This is a genomic window from Calothrix anomala FACHB-343 (assembly GCF_014696435.1).
In the GTDB taxonomy this organism is placed as follows: domain Bacteria; phylum Cyanobacteriota; class Cyanobacteriia; order Cyanobacteriales; family Nostocaceae; genus Aulosira; species Aulosira anomala_A.
Map to the genome: position 1 here is coordinate 1 of NZ_JACJQG010000046.1, position 17,683 is coordinate 17,683.

Annotated in this window: 15 protein-coding genes and 1 pseudogene; 4 read left to right on the forward strand and 12 right to left on the reverse strand. The window is 40.5% G+C overall.

Translation table 11 applies throughout. The features are described 5' to 3' along the window. Positions 1-104: 104 nt before the first annotated feature. From H6G08_RS23430 to H6G08_RS37245, 3 genes and pseudogenes are all read right to left on the reverse strand, one after another. Positions 105-281: pseudogene (locus H6G08_RS23430) on the reverse strand (cupin domain-containing protein); the annotation flags it as partial. A gap of 6 nt (positions 282-287) precedes the next feature. Beyond that, a complete protein-coding gene (locus tag H6G08_RS23435; protein WP_190547274.1) occupies positions 288-3,182 on the reverse strand; it encodes a glycerol-3-phosphate acyltransferase in 2,895 nt (964 codons plus the stop codon). Positions 3,183-3,373: 191 nt separating this feature from the next. Next, on the reverse strand, positions 3,374-3,514 hold the full coding sequence (locus H6G08_RS37245) for a hypothetical protein (RefSeq protein ID WP_190477982.1): 141 nt from the start codon (positions 3,512-3,514) through the stop codon (positions 3,374-3,376). A gap of 460 nt (positions 3,515-3,974) precedes the next feature. On the opposite strand from H6G08_RS37245, the gene H6G08_RS23440 reads away from it, so the two are divergent. After that, positions 3,975-4,946, forward strand: a complete 972-nt coding sequence (locus tag H6G08_RS23440; RefSeq protein ID WP_190547276.1) for an SGNH/GDSL hydrolase family protein — start codon at positions 3,975-3,977, stop codon at positions 4,944-4,946. Positions 4,947-4,977: 31 nt separating this feature from the next. Here H6G08_RS23440 and H6G08_RS23445 read toward each other — a convergent pair whose 3' ends face one another. The 4 genes from H6G08_RS23445 to H6G08_RS23460 form a co-directional block, all read right to left on the reverse strand. After that, positions 4,978-6,963 carry a CHAT domain-containing protein gene (locus H6G08_RS23445; RefSeq protein WP_190547278.1) on the reverse strand — a complete coding sequence of 662 codons (1,986 nt, stop codon included), beginning with the start codon at positions 6,961-6,963 and terminating at the stop codon, positions 4,978-4,980. Between the two features lie 78 nt (positions 6,964-7,041). Further along, positions 7,042-8,196 carry a DUF1822 family protein gene (locus H6G08_RS23450; RefSeq protein ID WP_190547280.1) on the reverse strand — a complete coding sequence of 385 codons (1,155 nt, stop codon included), beginning with the start codon at positions 8,194-8,196 and terminating at the stop codon, positions 7,042-7,044. A gap of 14 nt (positions 8,197-8,210) precedes the next feature. Then, the gene (locus H6G08_RS23455) at positions 8,211-8,897 is read right to left on the reverse strand and encodes a sigma-70 RNA polymerase sigma factor region 4 domain-containing protein (protein WP_190547282.1); all 687 of its coding nucleotides are present in this window, start codon (positions 8,895-8,897) and stop codon (positions 8,211-8,213) included. 69 nt (positions 8,898-8,966) lie between these two features. Next, positions 8,967-9,803 (reverse strand): class I SAM-dependent methyltransferase, encoded by an 837-nt coding sequence (locus tag H6G08_RS23460; RefSeq protein ID WP_190547284.1) that lies wholly within the window; start codon positions 9,801-9,803, stop codon positions 8,967-8,969. 544 nt (positions 9,804-10,347) lie between these two features. Between H6G08_RS23460 and H6G08_RS23465 the strand changes: the two genes are divergently transcribed. Continuing rightward, positions 10,348-10,590 carry a hypothetical protein gene (locus H6G08_RS23465; protein WP_190547286.1) on the forward strand — a complete coding sequence of 81 codons (243 nt, stop codon included), beginning with the start codon at positions 10,348-10,350 and terminating at the stop codon, positions 10,588-10,590. 426 nt (positions 10,591-11,016) lie between these two features. Here H6G08_RS23465 and H6G08_RS23470 read toward each other — a convergent pair whose 3' ends face one another. Together H6G08_RS23470 and cobJ are read right to left on the reverse strand one after the other, a co-directional pair. Beyond that, positions 11,017-11,373, reverse strand: a complete 357-nt coding sequence (locus H6G08_RS23470; RefSeq protein ID WP_190547288.1) for a hypothetical protein — start codon at positions 11,371-11,373, stop codon at positions 11,017-11,019. A gap of 243 nt (positions 11,374-11,616) precedes the next feature. Then, the gene (cobJ, locus tag H6G08_RS23475) at positions 11,617-13,350 is read right to left on the reverse strand and encodes a precorrin-3B C(17)-methyltransferase (protein WP_190547290.1); all 1,734 of its coding nucleotides are present in this window, start codon (positions 13,348-13,350) and stop codon (positions 11,617-11,619) included. A 207-nt stretch (positions 13,351-13,557) separates the two neighbouring features. On the opposite strand from cobJ, the gene ygfZ reads away from it, so the two are divergent. Next, positions 13,558-14,547 carry a CAF17-like 4Fe-4S cluster assembly/insertion protein YgfZ gene (ygfZ, locus tag H6G08_RS23480; protein WP_190547291.1) on the forward strand — a complete coding sequence of 330 codons (990 nt, stop codon included), beginning with the start codon at positions 13,558-13,560 and terminating at the stop codon, positions 14,545-14,547. Between the two features lie 232 nt (positions 14,548-14,779). Continuing rightward, a complete protein-coding gene (locus tag H6G08_RS37675) occupies positions 14,780-15,019 on the forward strand; it encodes a hypothetical protein (RefSeq protein ID WP_242046253.1) in 240 nt (79 codons plus the stop codon). A 194-nt stretch (positions 15,020-15,213) separates the two neighbouring features. Here the strand turns inward: H6G08_RS37675 and H6G08_RS23490 are convergent, their stop codons facing one another. The 3 genes from H6G08_RS23490 to H6G08_RS23500 form a co-directional block, all read right to left on the reverse strand. Continuing rightward, the gene (locus tag H6G08_RS23490; protein WP_190547293.1) at positions 15,214-16,095 is read right to left on the reverse strand and encodes a DUF5331 domain-containing protein; all 882 of its coding nucleotides are present in this window, start codon (positions 16,093-16,095) and stop codon (positions 15,214-15,216) included. A gap of 54 nt (positions 16,096-16,149) precedes the next feature. Then, positions 16,150-16,482: a (2Fe-2S) ferredoxin domain-containing protein gene (locus tag H6G08_RS23495; protein WP_190547295.1), complete on the reverse strand. Its 333-nt coding sequence runs from the start codon at positions 16,480-16,482 to the stop codon at positions 16,150-16,152. Between the two features lie 81 nt (positions 16,483-16,563). Next, positions 16,564-17,538: a cysteine synthase A gene (locus H6G08_RS23500; RefSeq protein ID WP_190547297.1), complete on the reverse strand. Its 975-nt coding sequence runs from the start codon at positions 17,536-17,538 to the stop codon at positions 16,564-16,566. Positions 17,539-17,683: the final 145 nt, after the last annotated feature.

Consider the following 17,683-nt stretch of genomic DNA (forward strand, 5'->3'; position numbering starts at 1 on the left):
GCAGGTAGGGGGACTTTTGACTGTCCCTTCTAAGTGCTTCTTAGAGAATCCCCCGACTTTTTGTTTAAATGAGCGTAGCGAAATTTAAACAGTCGGGGGAGTGTCAATTCAGACATATCTTGATGGGCGTGGGCGGGGGCGCTTTGTCCGGGCGCAAAACGCGCTTGAGAAAAGTTCGTTAAATGGGGTAAGTCCCCCAGCTTTAGCATGACTTTTTTCTTAATTTCCGGGTTATGAGATACGGGTTGTTCTGGTAATTCGTTCAGGGAAGTGGTAATCATTCGAGTCTATTCAGGTCTCAAATCATTGGATAATTCCACAATACCCCTAGAGCCATCTATCCGTACTCGCTGCCCATCTTGGAGTAACCAAGTAGCGCCGCTTACATCCATGATTGCGGGAATTCCGTATTCACGCGCGACGATCGCACCGTGAGAAAGTCTACCGCCAGCTTCGGCAATTAAGCCGCCAGCCCTTACCAATATTGGTGCCCAGGCGGAGTCTGTGTAAGGTACTACAAGAATTGTCTCTCTATCTATTGTTGGTAGGTTTTGTAAATTGCGTAACACCTTCACTTTCCCTTCAGCTTGTCCGTGACTGGCGGGAATTCCTTGTAAAACTTGATCGGAGTACAAAGCTGAGGGAGCTAGGGGATGGGGTGGTGTATGACCGTAAACTAAAAGAGGGATTTGGGTAATTTGGCTATCTTGGGAAAATTGCGATCGCCTTTTTTCGAGTAATTTATGTAATTGGTGGCTCAATTCTAAATCCGTCGCTGTCACTAAACTACCAATTTCCTCTAATTCCAAGAAAAAGATATCGCCAGTTTCTTGCAGCAACCCAGATTTTAACCAAATCTGCTCTAAAGCGATAAAACTCCAGCGTAATTCTGCTAACAGGCGCGAATAAACTTCAGTTACTCTACCTTTTAAATCCACGCGCCGTTGGACATTTCCCCGTTTGCGTTTCCCCGAAAAAACTTGGTTAATCGGATCTACACCATCTATCGCTGCGTCACTTCCCTGCATTAATTGCACAAACAGCTGTTTAACATATTCGGGGTTTTCTTTCCAAGTGCTAACAGAGATATCTGTACCTACTTCGCTTAAATAGCCGTAGTCTTGCAGCAGTTCGTTAAAATCGTAAATAATATTCTGTCCTTCGGGGGTTGCTTCCAACTGCTCAAAAACTTTCTCTGGCTCAAATTCAGCTAATACTTGTTTGGCATTTTGGGCTAAAGCACTGAGCGATCGCAATACGGCTACCTCTGGTGCCACACTATTATCAATCTCTCCATCTTTGACTCGATAAATTTTTTGCCTAATAGCCGCACTGATGGGAGCGAAAATACTATAGTAAGTGGCAAGACGCAGCACTTCTAAAATCATGTCCACTCGCGCCAATAATTCGGCTGGCTCTAGTGCTTCAATAGATTCATGGGCTAATTGAGATAATACCGGCACAAACTTCTCGCGGTAATCTCGCTTAAAATCGGTTTCTAAATCCATTTCTCGCCGGATTAACCGCAACAATCCCGGTATATTCTGTAAAGTCGAAAGTATGGGCGGTTTACTTAAGCTATCGCCTCTGGTTAAAAATTCTAAACTTTCTGGCGGTAATCCCATCCGCAAAAATATCTGTCCCAGGAGGGATGCATTAAAATATGCCCTGGAGTAATGCAGAGTTGCAGTTTCGGCAAAATCTAATCCTAAAACGCGATCGCCTAAACCTAGTGTAAATATTTCCCCCCAAACACCACAAGTTAAAGGACGGTTCACCGACCAAGTTAAGGGATGAATCACGCCGGGGATAACTTCAGCAGCGATTTTTCTTGTCCAAATGGGTAATAAAGTGGTGATGGGTCTAGCTTGTAATACCCACAAAGTTTGACCGTCATAACTCCACTCAATATCTTGGGGGATACCGTGGTAACGTTTTTCTAAACGTCGAGCTAATAATGCGACTTGTTTAATTAAGGCTTGTGGTACTCTTCCTGCACCTTCTAATTGTACGGAAGAGAAATTTTCTGTCTCTACCACAAAAGCCCGATATTGTTCTGGGGTGACTCTGCCAGAGACAACTTGACTGGCGCTACCGGGTAAAGCTTCAATGACAATGGCATCGCCTTGCTGAGTGATGGGATCGCGACTGAAAGCTACACCAGAATAAACGCTTTGGACTTGTTGCTGAATCAGCACCGCCATTGCTTGATCTGGTAAACCGCGATCGCGCCTATATTGTACTGCAGTAGGATGATCGTAGGAAGCTCGAACTTGAGCGATCGCTTCGGCTAATTTCTGTTCGCTGGTAACATTCAACACCGTTTCATACTGTCCAGCTGCTGAAGCTTGTTCGGAATCTTCGCCAATGGCTGAAGAACGCACTACTAAAGGCGATAATTCCGATGGCTGGAAAAAGTCGATTACTCCTGTGGGATCGTCTTCGGGAGCGAGTACCCATCCTTTAGGAACTGGGTAACCCCAACGCTTGAGTTGGGATAGCGCTGCTGCTTTATGTCCAACTTTTGTCTCATCTAACTCATCTTTGAGAGACATCAGCTGAGTTTCACCGCCCAATAATTCCAGCATCGCTTTTGATTCTGGTTTTGCACCTTGGGCTGGAAGTTTAAGATCGTCAGGAATTTTGAGATAAATCCAAGCTAATAAGCCAGCTAAACTAGCCGCAGCGATAACGCGGGGAAAATCTTCAATATGCAATATTAAGACAAATAGGGGAAATAACAACAAAACACCAAATTTGACGATTTTTTTCGATTGTAAAATCATCAAACTAATCGCGGCTAAAAAACCTGTAAACCCTGCCACTAGCGGATCGTGTACCAAAAATCCCCAGACGACGTTTGTTGTACCGGCTCCTTTGCCTAGAGAATATCTACCAATTACCAAGGCTATGAGGGCGATGATTTCCCAAGTCGATCCCTCACTAAAAAAAGCACGGGCGATGAGAACAGCAGCAATCCCTTTAAACGCTTCTGATAATACGGCGAGAATCCCTACCAGTTTGCCACCGTGGTAAAAAGCAGCTGACACACTGATATTTCCCGTACCGAGTTTGGCTAATTTCCTCCCTGTTAGGGCGTAGGTAATCCAGGCAATTAGCGGTAACGCACCCAGTAAGGGGCAGACAATTAAAATCGTTAAGGCACCCCAAAGTTCAGACATCTTGGATTTTTGATTTTAGATTTATTTTGCACTTGGCATTTTGCATCTCAAATCTCAAATCTCAAATCTTACGGAAATTTTATTGATGCTTTCAAGGGCGCTTTGAAGAGTTAGGCAGGGCACACTTAGCTGAGGCAGAAGCCATCTTCGCCAGTGACCTGCCAACTGACCAAATACTAAGCAGCTAACTCTTAGTTTAGCGCATAAGCCGCTTGTAGTGCCCAAATAATTAGACCAGCGATTGAACCCAATAGCAGCACAGTAGAGATAGTAACTACTTTTGGAGAATCAGCTCCATCAAATTTCATGATGCCACGATTTAAGTCGGACATAGCTTTGTAAGCCTCCTTTGTTACAGTGCTAATTTGTCCGTTTTGATTGTAGTCTTTCTGTTTAACGATATTATTAAAATGTCATGATTATTTTGTTTAAGCTTTGCAACGAAAAGCGCCACAAATTTATTCATATCTTTAAAGATAAAAGTAATATTCTATACTAAGTGGTCATTTGTCATTGGTCATTCTTACAAAGTTCTGATCGGAGGAAACCTCCGCTCAGACTTTGCGCTTTGTCATTGGTAAAACAACAGATGGCATCTGGCAATTTAGGGATATAAGTGATTTATAATACTAGTTTTTAATTATTTATACATAGATGAATTGAGGCAAGAAAGACAATAAATTATGAGAAATCTATGAAAAATCTGTCTCAGGGCTGAAATATAAATAGTATAATTTAATACTTTAAGTGCAATAGATTAATTTTTTTTAATTAATGGGATGGTAATTTTGGGTGAAATTAGCCTTAACGATCGCGTTGGCAGTAATTATCGGCTTACTGGTAGGAATTGAGGTAGGATTGCGATCGCTGTTTGGTTTTGGTAATCCCCTAACTTACATTAGCGATCCGCAGATAGGTTATTTGTTAGCGCCGAACCAAAAAACTCGTCGATTTGGCAATCGCATTGAGATTAATGAATATTCTATGCGTAGCCAGCCGATTACCAAAACACCTGCACCTGATACAATCCGGGTGTTAATTTTGGGCGACTCCATCGCTAACGGTGGTTGGTGGACAGATCAAGATAATACAATTTCGCAGTTACTGATGGGCGCTTTAACGTCAGCCACTCAGGATAAATACCAGCAAATTGAAGTATTAAATGCATCGGCTAACTCTTGGGGGCCGAGAAATGAATTAGCTTACCTACAAAGATTTGGGAATTTCCAATCCCAGGCGGTGGTGTTATTAATTAATACCGATGATTTATTTGCTACGGCTCCCACATCCTTACCAGTGGGACGCGATCGCAATTATCCAGATCGCAAACCACCTCTAGCAATGATAGAACTTTGGCAGCGTTATTTAATTAAAGACAAGCCACATCCAGAACTTCAAGCCATACAAAAAGAATCAGGCGATCGTGTGGGAATAAATTTAGCAGCAATTGGTAAAACCCAAGTGCTAACCCAACAAAGCAACAGCCAATTTCTGTTAGTGATGACTCCCCTATTGCGCGAAATTGGCGAACCAGGTTCTCGCGATTATGAAATTAAGGCGCGTCAAAGGCTCAAGGAATTTACCCAAGGGCAACAGATTACTTATATAGATGTATTGCCTATATTTAACAATACCCCAAACGTCAAAGCCTTGTATCAAGACCACATTCACCTAAATTTAGCAGGTAATCGAGTAGTTAGCCAAATTATCGCGCGATCGCTAGTAAAAATCTTAAATCAAAGTGATAATGCAATATCGATGTAGACGATTAATACCAACCTTTTCAGAATGATGTCTATGCATCAGGTGGTCGTCTTTTAGTAAAGCGTTCTATCATTGAATTAACAGTCTGATAGCCAGGAATTAACTTTTCAACCTGATCGAATTGATAAACCAGTTCGCCATCAGGAGAGAATTCTCTTGCTTCCGATTGCAAAGCCTGGGATTGTTGACGCACATCTTCAACATCAGACAGATTAATAAATCTACTGACAAAAATTTCTTCTACCCCTGATTTTAAAGCAACCCAAATATCTCCGTCCAAATATCTTGCTGTTCCCAGATATTCAATCTTTGTGTGAATTCCATCAACAAATATGGCTAAGATTTCTTTATCTACATCACTCAAAAGTTCTGGCTTAATATAGCTTTTAATGTTATTTTTTTCAATGAATTCTTTAATATAATTACTAGGGAAAGGAATTAACCGTCCCGTAATTTTCGCTTCTACTACATAGGCAATTCTATTACCGTCTTTTTCAAACAGAGGCTCTACTACATTGGTGTAATATTTCTTGGCAACAAAAACCGGAATAGAATTACGAACAATACTGTGGTAAAAACCCATGTATACCCAGTCAGATTGAGTTTCTTCAGGATTTAATCTCAAAACCATTTGTGCAGCAGTAAAAGCTATATTAGCATCCACAGCCGTTTGGTTGTATGAATTTTCATAGTCTTCCTTGGGTATAGCACGCCGATAACCTCTGAGAACTTCGCGTTTGAGCATTGGCGGGCCAATAAACATGGGAGCATATTGGGAGAGCGCTCCTGTAATGGATACCCACTGTCCCTTGCTCAAGTTGCGCGTCCAAAAATCGCCAACATTAGTTAACTCGATGACATCTGGCTGTTGAGAGTTAGATATATTCTCTTGGTTGTCCCCTACTTCTGCTTCTAATAACTCCCCCAGAGAAAAAATTCCTAGCAGCAAATATTCTATTATTTTGCTAACATAATCCACTTTAGGAGGGGTTAGCTCTTGCCATGTTAGAGGTACTTCTGCTGGATTTTGACAAATCACTGGTAACCAGGTTGCCGAAGGTAACAGATTTTCGATTTCTTGAAGTTTTTCTCGCGCTTTTCTGACAGCAGAATATAATGATTCTCCATTTGCAAAGTAGTTGAGAAAATACTTCAGAAACTCCTGCGCTACTTCATCAGGTACAGGCTCTTTCATGACAATAACCTGTGGAATATGTAGACTTTCTAGCTCCTTCACTAGTCCTAATCCCTCACAAGAATTAAAAATAGCTAGTCGTAAACCTCTTTTAATAGCTGTCTTCAGGTCTTCTTTCAAGTCACTAATGGATAGGCTGTCATTTTTATTAATGTAAATTCTGCCTTCTCCATTATGAATATGGCTAGCTCCATGACCTGCAAAAAATAAAATATCCCAGCCTTTATCATCTTTCCAAAGTGCTTCGTATATCTGCTTGCGATTGGGTTCTAAGAGATAAACAATTTCCGCATTCTTTTCTTTTCCTAACTGCTCTAATAATTTTTTATCTACGTCTACCTTTATGCCCTCACTATTACCGAGAATCGCTAAAATTCTTGGTTTAAATCTGATTCTTTGGATTCGTTCTGGTATCTGATAATTGGGAGAACTAATAGCAATTTCTGCGTTGTGGCTCTGAATAATATCCCACAAATGCCAAGGTAGCTTTCTGAGCAGATCGACTTCATTATTTTGGATCACTATCCTAAGTTCTTCAGAACTATCTACTTGTTCTAAAATTTTTTTCAGAGGTAGAAAATCCTCTGAATTAAGCCATTGATTAAAGCTGCTGGCTAAACTTTGAGATGCTTGGTCACAATCTTTCACTGAAGAAAAACCACCGCTTTGATCTTCTACGTTTCTTAATGCGCGCAGACGCTTACCTAATTGACTATATTTTGAGCGCCAGAGTTTATAGAATTCAGGAAGTTGAGTATCTGGGGGCAATTTGCCTGTGTGACCTACTGAAGGAGCTTTGCCAGCTTCTCCAAGCCGAAGCATCGCACTGAATCCTTTGTCAAAGTGACCTTCAAGTCTTAAAACAGCAACTCTCGCCACATTAAATCGCCCCCAGTTGCGTTAGCAAATAAAATGCTCTATGTGGCTAGTAGCATAACATAACCCTACTTTCACTGCAAAACGGTCACCAGGAGCGACATCAAAGGATTTTTGAATATAATCATCCTTATCTTGTGCTTCAAACTCTTGCCAGACTTGTTCAGATTCATCAAGTATGGCTAATTTACAACCAGTAGGAACAAAAATATCAGGTTCAATAGGATACACTTGTACTCGCACTCTAATTGAACCATCATCGTTTGGTCTGCAACTCATAACTAGAGTCACAAAACAATCGCTGCGTAATTGAATTTGTTTGCGCTGACGCACAGCAGCTTGCGGATGATGATGGTCAAGTTTCCCCAAACTTAATGCAGCTTGCCAACGAGTATCTTCATTGTGGGTAACTTTTAGTAGTTGTGTCAATGCAGCGATCGCTTCTGATTTACCAAAACCAATTTCCCCTAATCTCTGAGCTGCTTCTTGAGTGCAAAGTTCATCATCACTATGCAATTGCTCAATCCAATAATTAATGGTTTCTGGATTGTCAAGTATTAATGTACTAATATGACCTTGTCTAAAACGTGGATTTATTCCACTAACGAGATTGGTTGTTTCAACTGTGTCCCAACCTGCTCCAAGTTGACGCTCTAAAATATCTTTGAGTCTGGTTAACCCTCCCCGCGCGTTAACTCGTTCTAACCATTCCAAATGATTTAGTAAAGTATCAAGACAGGATAGATTTTGAATATCCAATTGCTCAGGTGATTCATCAATTCCAGGAATATAACATCCTAGTAATTGCACTTGGTTCAATTTCTGTAAAAATTGAACTGCTATATAAGCAATCCGATTTTCTCTAACCTCATGAGGTAAGTAAATAGATGTTTCCCCTTCTAGGATTGGACGACATTCCAACCTTCCTGCTGAGGGAATAAATATGTCAGCAACATTATTGAAGGTATGAATGATTGGATTCCAGCTTTCACTTTCTTGCAAATCTGTATCTATTTCCATCCATTGTAAGAAATGATTTACCGCCCAAACTGCTAAAGTATTACGATAAACTAGTTCGCGTTGCTCAGATTTAGCTTGCTTTAAGGCAAAGTTTCTTGCTAAGTTATGGGCTTCTTTGTTTAGTGGAATAGTTATCGGAAATAATTGTTGCTCGTTCATGATGCCTTCTCTATTTAATAACCTAGTTTCAGCGCTATAGCTCTCAACAAAGGTATGCATTGTCTATTCCAAAATGCAGTGACAGTTCCTTGAGGTAGATGTAATTCTTGTGCAATATCTCGCCATTTTTGTGCATTGTCACTTAGCAATCTTCTCTTAACTAATTCTTGACAGTTACACTGAGGAGCGGTTTTTAGATGACACTGCTGCAATAATCTTTCTGGGTCTTGGTGAATGTAGTTTTTAATTTTATTGAGCAGTTCTTCATCGGCTAGTCGGTTTAATGGATCTAAGGTAAAACCAATGTTTTCTGTATCTTCAAAACACAATGGTTGTCTTCCTTGTTCGCGATAGATATCGAATATCCTCCGTTGAAGAATCTTATTAAACCACTTGGTAAAACAGCATTGAACATGAATTACATCTACATCGCTAATGTCTAACCCATACAAGCTGGGAAAGCTATGAATGTTCGACCAAACATTCTCTAAAGCTCGGTTCAACGCCTCTTGGTATTCTATACGCGGGTCTAATGTTTTTCTAATACCTGGTAATTTTGGGATGAGATATAGCAGACGATTGAGTGCTTTGCGTTGCTCTCGGCTCCCATTTTCTTGTTGCAGTATTTCTCGAATACAATAGTAAAGCTGTTCGCTTTGCGGCCGTAGTGCATCATCATCACTATATATTGTTGTCATCATCGCTACTTGATAGCTTATAAGTTGAAGTTGGCACTTGAGCAGTTTTGACCACTTGTAAAATATCAAATTTTAAGATTGATTGTATATTTTTGGTTCTAAATAAAAGAAACACATTGACTTTCCTCGATTTTCATACATGATATTCAGGAGAGTATTTTTAAATAAAAGATAGACCCATGTAGGGAGTTTGAAGGGAAAATCTTTTACTGTGCGATCGCGAGTCCATATTTCAGCAATATTATGGGTATCTTGAAACCGCGAGATGATGATTTCATCAAGTCCTGGAACGTTAGAAGTGTGCATTTCCACAACTATTGTTGCTGTTTTCAAATTGGGGAAATTTCTCGGATCGAGCAGAATGCTTTCACTACCCTCACAGTCCATAATCACAAGGTATTTCAGAGAATCATTTAAAGCGTCCTGAAAACTTGTAATATCACATAATCCTTGCAAATCAAGCTGCTTTTCAACTCCATTCAACCGAGCCATCTCTTTAATCAGTTTACGTCCTTGAGTACCTGGCTCAAACGCAACAATTTTAGCTTGTTTGTTTCGCGTTGCAAAACCAATCGAGTAGTAACCCTCACCTGCACCCACATTGATAATCTTTTCAAAGTCAGTTTGGCAAAGCTTTTCGATAATAGGATGGAGTTCTAATTCATAAGTACCTAGTAATTTTGGATAGTGAGCGCTCATAATACTTTCAGGAACATATTGCAAGCCAGCAAAAGGGCCAGAATATACATGTCCTTTAACTGTGCGATTTATCATCCCCAGAATTAATTGTAGAGGCGTAGCTGGAATTCCATAAAATTCTTGCTCTCGAATGAATTGGAAGTAACTCCAAATTCTGTTGAAGGAAGGTAACGCTATCAAGTTTTGTCTGGGAAATTTAGAAACAGACATGAGTTTTAGTCCTTAGTTTTGTCTTGACAACAGCTATTTCTGCTCATCCACTTTACTAATTTTCATTTTCTGGGATGAGCCAAGCTCTATTAGTGTGTCGATCTCTAGAACTTCTTTTATGCAAAATATTTGTGTGAATCTTATAACAAAGTATCGGGAACACCCATTTCTTCTAGGGATGGAATGAAACCGTTGACTGATGACTGATGACTGTTAACTGTTAACTGTCAACGTTAAATCCCTTTGCGGGATGGGATGAGCTTAAATGTTCCTTGCTTATATGTCTTGCACATTTACAGATGTAGCGTTCAGAAAAGCTATGATGTAAAGTTTTATTAATTTTATATTTGCATCTCAATTGCCAATTTGTTGGCGTTTGTTTACTTGACAAAGTGCAAACATTATGTTTTTGCATAGCTCGTTATTGATTGACCGATAACTTTATACAAGGACAATCGCAGTTAGCTTGGTCGATAAAAATTCGCAAAAATTTAAATATACATCGACCTTAGTATAAATTAGAATCAGCAGGAGGTCTGAATAAATGCCGTATCCACAATCATCTCCTGATCGTGCGCAAGACTCTAATTTTCGAGCTAAGAAAACAGATTCCCGTTTATATCCCAATGCTTTACAACTAAAGTTGGCAATCATTGTTTTCGTAACTTTTGTTACAATTTTGAATCCAGGGAATTCAACTGAAATAGCTTTGATATCTATGATATCTAATTGTGCTGTTGAGATTGTTGACTATTATAGTGACAAGCAATCTAATGACAAGAAATAAACTTATTTGTCCAAAACTAAGAATTTATTGTTCGCCATATCAGTGGCGGAAATAGTCTTTTTAGGTTCTTTATTTGCTTAAGCTGATGTTTATTTAGGGTTTATTTATGCATAAACCCTAATTGCATTTTACTGCTGATTTGATAAATGCTAATCTAAAATTAGTTCAAGTTGATTGTGGTAGATTGAAGAGAGAAAATACGATTTATTATATTCTTGAAAGAGAAGAAATCAGTGATGCAAAATTAACCAGAGTAGTATCACCGCTAAAGAAATAAACAAAAGTATTTTCTATTGGAAAATATCTGATAAATGCATGATTGAGGCTGATAGTAGCTTTTTAAGGTAGATATATTACAAAATCAGGACATAACCTGGGTTACGCCCTGAAAAGGATCTCTATTTCATGAATAATTAATTTGATTAGTTAATAAACTAATGGAGTTGCACCCTGCATTTTTCTTAAAGAATTTATACAAGCACCACAATCACAGCCAAATAAAGCGATCGCCATATCACTTTCTTGATCGTTAAACTCTAGGATCGGTACTCCATCTGCTGAGACTGGTTCGGTTTCTGGCTGATATTTAGGAATTTCTGCCAAAACAGAAGCTCTGGCGCAGACTAGACCTACTTTATGTTTATTACGGATACAGGTGAGACGATCTTGTGTATTTGTAGGTTGTGGCTCGATAGCTTGAGCTTGATTAATGACGATTCCTGTAGACAGGATAGAGCTAATAACTACAGGAGTTGAAAGTAAGTGAAGTAAGAACTTGTTCATTAGATTTCCAGGTGAAAATTTCAACTACTTAAATGAGCCGATTTCATCTTACAGTACAAACTAATATGCATCAGGAATGTCAGTTTTTTAACGTTAGTACAGCTTTGGATCAAATTGTGGGGAATTGGGGCTGAAAGTTCAACGCAAAGGGGCGCAAAGGTAAACGCAAAGGTACGCGGAGGATTTGCTAGGTATTAATGACATGCTGTATTTAAGTCTATTTTTGTTTTTAATGTTGCGATTTTAACTGTAGTGGCGGGGAGTGTAAACGGAGACATTACCATCAGGGCGTTGAATTGTCTTGGTTTTGCTAGAACCTATAATAATTAGGGTTCGCATATCGGCTACTTCTGGTGTTAAGTCCTCAAGGGTAATTACTTTTACAGTTTGTCCATTGCGTCCGAGGTTTCGCCCTAAGATTACTGGGGTGTCAGGTGTTCTATAGCGCAGCAAGATATTTCTCGCTTCTGTTAGTTGCCAAGTACGCTCTTTAGATACAGGATTGTAGAAGGCGATCGCAAAATCAGCTTCAGCCGCCGCCGCAATTCGCTGTTCAATTATTGACCAAGGCTTTAAAATATCTGAAAGGGAAATAGTACAAAAATCATGTCCCAAAGGTGCGCCTATAGCTGCTGCTGTGGCTTGCATGGCGGAAATTCCCGGTGCAACATGAATTTCTATACTGTCCCATTCTGGTTTATTGTGGCGATCCAAAACTTCAAAAATCGCTGTCGCCATCGCATAAATTCCCGGATCTCCAGAGGATACTACAGCTACATATCGTCCTTGGGCTGCTAAATCTAATGCCATTTCCGCCCGTGAGATTTCTTGGCGATTATCAGAATCATGTCGTTGCTTACCTTCAGCTAAGGAACCTACCAAATTTAAGTAAGTTGTATAACCGACTAAATCAGTAGCAGATTTGAGGATTTCTTTCACTTCCGGAGACATCCATTGCAAACTACCTGGCCCCGTACCAATTACCGCTAATCGTCCCCGTGATTGTCCGATAGTGTTGGGGTTGATAGGTTCGGGGGAAATTGCGATCGCTATTCCTTTCTCTGTCTTAATTACCTCACCATCTGTCCCTATAGCGGCAATAGCTACCGCTTGGCTGGGGCTATAACCTTGTGTTAATAAACTTTCTAAGTGATTTGAAGTAAAAAAGCGTGTAGGGACTTTCAAGGCGCTAGCAACGGCATGAATTACCGGATTTGCGGCGATGGTCAGGGGTGCAAATACCCCAGCTATCGATGCTGGTGCAATTTCCGCCTCTGTTAATAGTTGCTGTATGGATGCTAGTACCTCATCCTCAGTTCCAGAAATTTCACTAATAGCGATCGCAATTGTTGCCGGATTGTATATTAAACAGTTTGATGTCGGCTGAAGCAAGCGATCGCTAATTTTAATAGTTAAATTTCCATTTGGATCGATGGGTAATTGACTGTTAGTTAACCAAAGCGCTATTCCTTCCAACTTTACCTGCGCCCCAGCTAGCAAATCAGAAATAAAAGTTTTTGCATCATCAGGATTAGCCAAATGATAACCAGCAGGCGGAGACAACAACGCTGTGCGAAACCGGATATCGCCAGTAGTTGTAATTGCGGCTTTCACATCAAAAACCTTAGCAATCCGCCGCGCTAAATCATTTACCCCACTCAATCCACCCAACAGGGGAACAACCGCGCTACCATCTTCAGCTACAGCGACTACTGGCGGTTCTTGGCGTTTATCAGAAATCATCGGCGCTAAGGTTCTAATTAAAATACCCGCCGCACAAATCCCAATCACCGGCGTTCCCTGGGCGAATAACTCCCGCACCGTCTCACCAAAATTACTAAAGCTAACATCTACCTCAATAGTACGTCCCGCCAAACCGTATAACGTCGCCCCTGGTAAAACACTAGTTATTTTGCGTGCTACTGCTACACTATTTTGACCCAACACCACAACAGCAGGTGCAACCTTCGTCATCATAAAACTTCTGAAACTGTATATAGGTATAGTTAAGAGTCCACAGTCAATAGTCAAGTTGTTAGAGACGCGATCAATCGCGTCTGTACAATTTTCAGTTGTCCCCCTTCCATGCCCAATGCCCAATGCCCCATGCCCTTGAACCAATCAAAGATAATTTGGTAATATTCCAATGCGAAACCCTTGAAATAAAAGCAACTCTTCATTACCATGCCAACATCTGCAATTGACGCTCAAGACGCAGCAGCTATCCAAGCGGTAACAGAAGGTGTTGCTGTATGCGATCGCTCTTTTTTTGGACGCATTCGTGTTTCTGATACCGATCGCATCCGCTTTTTACACAACCAAAGTACTAACGATTTCCAAAGCTTAAAACCTGGTCAAGGTTGCGATACGGTAATGGTAACATCCACCGCTCGCACCATTGATTTAGTTACTGCCTACGTTTTAGAAGATGCGGTTTTATTGTTGGTTTCGCCTAACCGTCGCGAATATATCATGCAGTGGTTAGACCGCTATATCTTTTTTGCTGATAAAGTGCAATTAACCGATGTAACTGCTGAAACTGCAACCTTGAGCCTCATCGGCCCTGAAAGTCATGCAATTATCGAAAAATTAGGCGCAGAATCAATTCTCGGTCAACCCTATGGAAGTCATGTAGTAGTCAACGGTAACTTAATTATTGCCGTTGGTAGTGGCTTGGCTTCTCCTGGATATACTCTAATTTTGCCTGTCTTTGAAAAAGAGAAACTGTGGAGTCAAATTTTAGAATTAGGCGCAGTAGAATTGAGCGATCGCGCTTGGGATACGTTACGAATATTACAAGGAAGACCCGCCCCAGACGCAGAACTCACAGATGATTACAATCCCCTAGAAGTTGGCTTGTGGCAAACCATATCCTTTAATAAAGGCTGCTATATCGGACAAGAAACCATTGCCAGATTGAATACATATAAAGGTGTAAAACAAAACCTTTGGGGAATACGCCTAAGTGGTTTTGCGGAAATTGGCAGTGCGATCGCCATTGGGGATGAAAAAGTTGGTAAACTCACCAGTTACACCCAAACAGCCGATGGACACTTTGGACTAGGTTACATTCGCACCAAAGCTGGCGGTGTAGGCTTAAAAGTGCAAGTAGGAGAAACCGAAGGCGAAGTAATAGCAATACCCTTTGTTTCTCACGAATATCCTTCAGTTTAAACTTTTATCTCATAAGCACTTTTGCTGATGAATATCTTTGTTTATTTATCTAGCTTTTGAGATGCATCCCATCTCATCGGCAGAGATTAAATTTACATTTTTAAACTTTAGATCTAGATATAGATAAAATACAATGCTTATCATAGATTTCTTCAATCATTGATGAAATATCACACCATTGATGAACTTCTCAGCAATAATCAGTCTTGGGTAGCTGAGAAACTAGCTCTAGATGCGAATTACTTTAACAGCACTCCACGAGCAAAACGCCCCAAACATTCATGGTTGGGTGCTAGACATCAAAACTGGGTTAATCAAAGACTTGAATATCTCAACTGTACAATGGCAAATACTTTCATCTCCCTTATTTACCAACTCCTCAATTCTCAATAATATGTCCGAAATTCATCCCACAGATGGAGTTGCGGGTTGTTGTTGCGAACAAGCAAGCAAATCAGAGTTAATTAAGTAAGTCGGCGTAATTAAATAAACTGGCAAAGGCTGTCATTCGTCATTAGTCATTGGTAAGGGATTCAAGTCTATTTACGTTTCGTAATATGGTTTGCTTTACTTATACCGACTGACTTACATCTGAAAATTAGTCATTAGTCATGAGTTAACAGTAAAAACTCTTCTAATGACAAATGACAAATGACAAATGACCATTCAAAAATGAATATAAATAGCCTCCTCTGGATTCCAATCAACACCTTGACAAAATTCGTCCACCCAAGAAGCCAAACTACGAGCATTACTACTAGGTGAGATTTGAGTTTTAGTAGGAACAACGGGCAATTGCATCTTCAATTGACTATCATTGCTAGGAATTTTGATCGCAACAGCCAGCGATTTCAAACTAGTGTAATTTTGGGGAATCTCCGTAGGCATTGCCGAAGGTAACATAGTTGTACCTTGTTTAGAAATCTTATTACTGATAGCAAGCGATCGCTCTGGCTGATTTTGCACTATGGTTTCACTAGCTAGCTTATCCATAACTAGCGTCGTCGCTGAAGATTCTCGACTCACTGGAGTAGCCACTGCAACTGATGTCACAGGTTGGCGATCGCGAACTACTTCATTAGCTCCCGTAAACGATGATACATTAATCTTGGTTGGAGCCATATCACCAAGCGGCTGTTCAGAATTTAATATTCTTGTTGGCGAATTAGAAATATCCTCTAAATTTTCAGTTACCAAAGATACATGCTGAACTCGATCCTTAATTTCTGTTAACGGCTCATTTGACAATGAATCAGCGGCCATAAAATCATCTTGAATTATCAAATCCAACTCTTCGTCAGGACTGAAGTTAAGACCCAAAGCCGCAATAATTTTATCAGGATTATTGCTGAGTTCAGTTATAAAATCAAGTATCTGTTCAAACTGCGGTTCTAACACAGATAAAGTCGCCAACATAAAACCAGAACAAGGCCGGCGCACGCCATCATAAGTACCCCAAATTCGCATTTTTACTAACCAAGGGCGATTTTGTGCGTAATAACCCAGCCACTTCATTTTTAATGATTGACGTAGCTGCTGAATATTCATTGGCTTCCTCACTTCGGTCAACAAAGAGTGCAGACTGATATATTTTGAAACACTTTATCCCTGGGGATGAAACCGATAATAAAGCATCTGCTTGACTCTTTGATCGCCTAATAGATGTTGTTCTACCAATAGAGGTACTTCACTCGGTTGAACGCCGCTATACCAGACCATCTCAGGTAATACTAATACCATTGGCCCATTGCCACATTGTCCTAAACAACCGCTAGCTGTAACAATTACACCAGCAACAGGCAAAGCAGCAAAGGCCGCTAAAACATCAGCTGCACCTTGTTTTTTACAAGCACGGTTTTGACAAACGCGCACGCATTTAGGCAAAGAATTGGGATCTGTTCTAGGAAAGTCCGATGATTGAGTGGTGTTTGACATTTTTTCCAACTACAGAGACGCAGAGGAGAAGACAACGGGAAGAAATAACACTTGTACAGACGCGATTAATCGCGTCTCTGATTAACCCACAGAAAGCCCCTTAGAAGCTAACCATTCCCGATTGAATATCCGCGACTGATAGCGCGAACCACTATCACACAAAATGGTAACAATAGTATGTCCGGGGCCTAACTGCTTGGCTAAAGCAACAGCCGCCCCCACATTAATCCCTGTGGAGCCGCCCATTAATAATCCATCTTTTCTCAGCAGTTGATAAACTACTCGCAACGCTTCTTTATCATCTATCTGAATTGCGTCATCTGCTGGTACGCCTTCCATATTCGCTGTAATGCGACTGTTACCAATACCTTCAGTGATGGAACTACCTTCTATGCTGATTTCACCAGTTTTGATGTAGCTGTAAAGCCCGCTACCTAAAGGATCTGCCACAACGCATTTAACTGCTGGATTCTTTTCTTTTAAGTAAAGTGCCACACCAGCAAATGTACCGCCAGTTCCCGTTGCAGCAACCCAACCGTCAACTTTACCATCTGTTTGCGCCCAAATTTCTGGCCCTGTAGTTTCATAATGGGCTTGGCGGTTAGCTAAATTATCAAATTGATTCGCCCAAATGGCATTATCTAATTCAGCCGCTATTCTCCCAGAGAGTCTGACATAATTATTGGGATCTTTATAAGGTACAGCAGGAACCGGGCGAACTTCTGCACCTAAAGTTGTTAATGCGTCTATTTTTTCTTGAGACTGTGTATTCGGAATAATAATTAGGCATTTATAACCTTTGGCGTTACAAATATGCGCCAATCCAATACCAGTATTACCAGCTGTACCTTCAACTACTGTACCGCCAGGTTTGAGCAAGCCTTTTTTTTCCGCATCTTCAATAATATAAAGTGCAGCGCGGTCTTTGACGGAACCACCAGGATTAAGAAACTCTGCTTTAGCGAGAATTTCACACCCTGTTTCCTCACTAAAGCTGTTTAAGCGAATAAGAGGTGTATTGCCAATGCTACCGACGAAGCCATGTTTGATATCCATTTTTGCCTGTACCTAAGTTCTGTCTATAAAAATTTTGGCTTATAGTGGCGGCAATATGGATTTATTGTGTCAAGGAAAATGGGCATGGGGCATTGGGCATTAATTATTTCTCCCTTGTCCTCCTTGTCCCCCTTCCCTTGTCCTC

Excerpts from the sequence above, each read along its gene's own strand:
- H6G08_RS23435 (WP_190547274.1), bottom strand. The coding sequence starts at position 3,182 with ATGTCTGAACTTTGGGGTGCCTTAACGATTTTAATTGTCTGCCCCTTA.
- H6G08_RS37245 (WP_190477982.1), bottom strand. The coding sequence starts at position 3,514 with ATGTCCGACTTAAATCGTGGCATCATGAAATTTGATGGAGCTGATTCT.
- H6G08_RS23445 (WP_190547278.1), bottom strand. The coding sequence starts at position 6,963 with ATGCTTCGGCTTGGAGAAGCTGGCAAAGCTCCTTCAGTAGGTCACACA.
- H6G08_RS23450 (WP_190547280.1), bottom strand. The coding sequence starts at position 8,196 with ATGAACGAGCAACAATTATTTCCGATAACTATTCCACTAAACAAAGAA.
- H6G08_RS23455 (WP_190547282.1), bottom strand. The coding sequence starts at position 8,897 with ATGATGACAACAATATATAGTGATGATGATGCACTACGGCCGCAAAGC.
- H6G08_RS23460 (WP_190547284.1), bottom strand. The coding sequence starts at position 9,803 with ATGTCTGTTTCTAAATTTCCCAGACAAAACTTGATAGCGTTACCTTCC.
- H6G08_RS23465 (WP_190547286.1), top strand. The coding sequence starts at position 10,348 with ATGCCGTATCCACAATCATCTCCTGATCGTGCGCAAGACTCTAATTTT.
- H6G08_RS23470 (WP_190547288.1), bottom strand. The coding sequence starts at position 11,373 with ATGAACAAGTTCTTACTTCACTTACTTTCAACTCCTGTAGTTATTAGC.
- cobJ (WP_190547290.1), bottom strand. The coding sequence starts at position 13,350 with ATGATGACGAAGGTTGCACCTGCTGTTGTGGTGTTGGGTCAAAATAGT.
- ygfZ (WP_190547291.1), top strand. The coding sequence starts at position 13,558 with ATGCCAACATCTGCAATTGACGCTCAAGACGCAGCAGCTATCCAAGCG.
- H6G08_RS37675 (WP_242046253.1), top strand. The coding sequence starts at position 14,780 with ATGCGAATTACTTTAACAGCACTCCACGAGCAAAACGCCCCAAACATT.
- H6G08_RS23490 (WP_190547293.1), bottom strand. The coding sequence starts at position 16,095 with ATGAATATTCAGCAGCTACGTCAATCATTAAAAATGAAGTGGCTGGGT.
- H6G08_RS23495 (WP_190547295.1), bottom strand. The coding sequence starts at position 16,482 with ATGTCAAACACCACTCAATCATCGGACTTTCCTAGAACAGATCCCAAT.
- H6G08_RS23500 (WP_190547297.1), bottom strand. The coding sequence starts at position 17,538 with ATGGATATCAAACATGGCTTCGTCGGTAGCATTGGCAATACACCTCTT.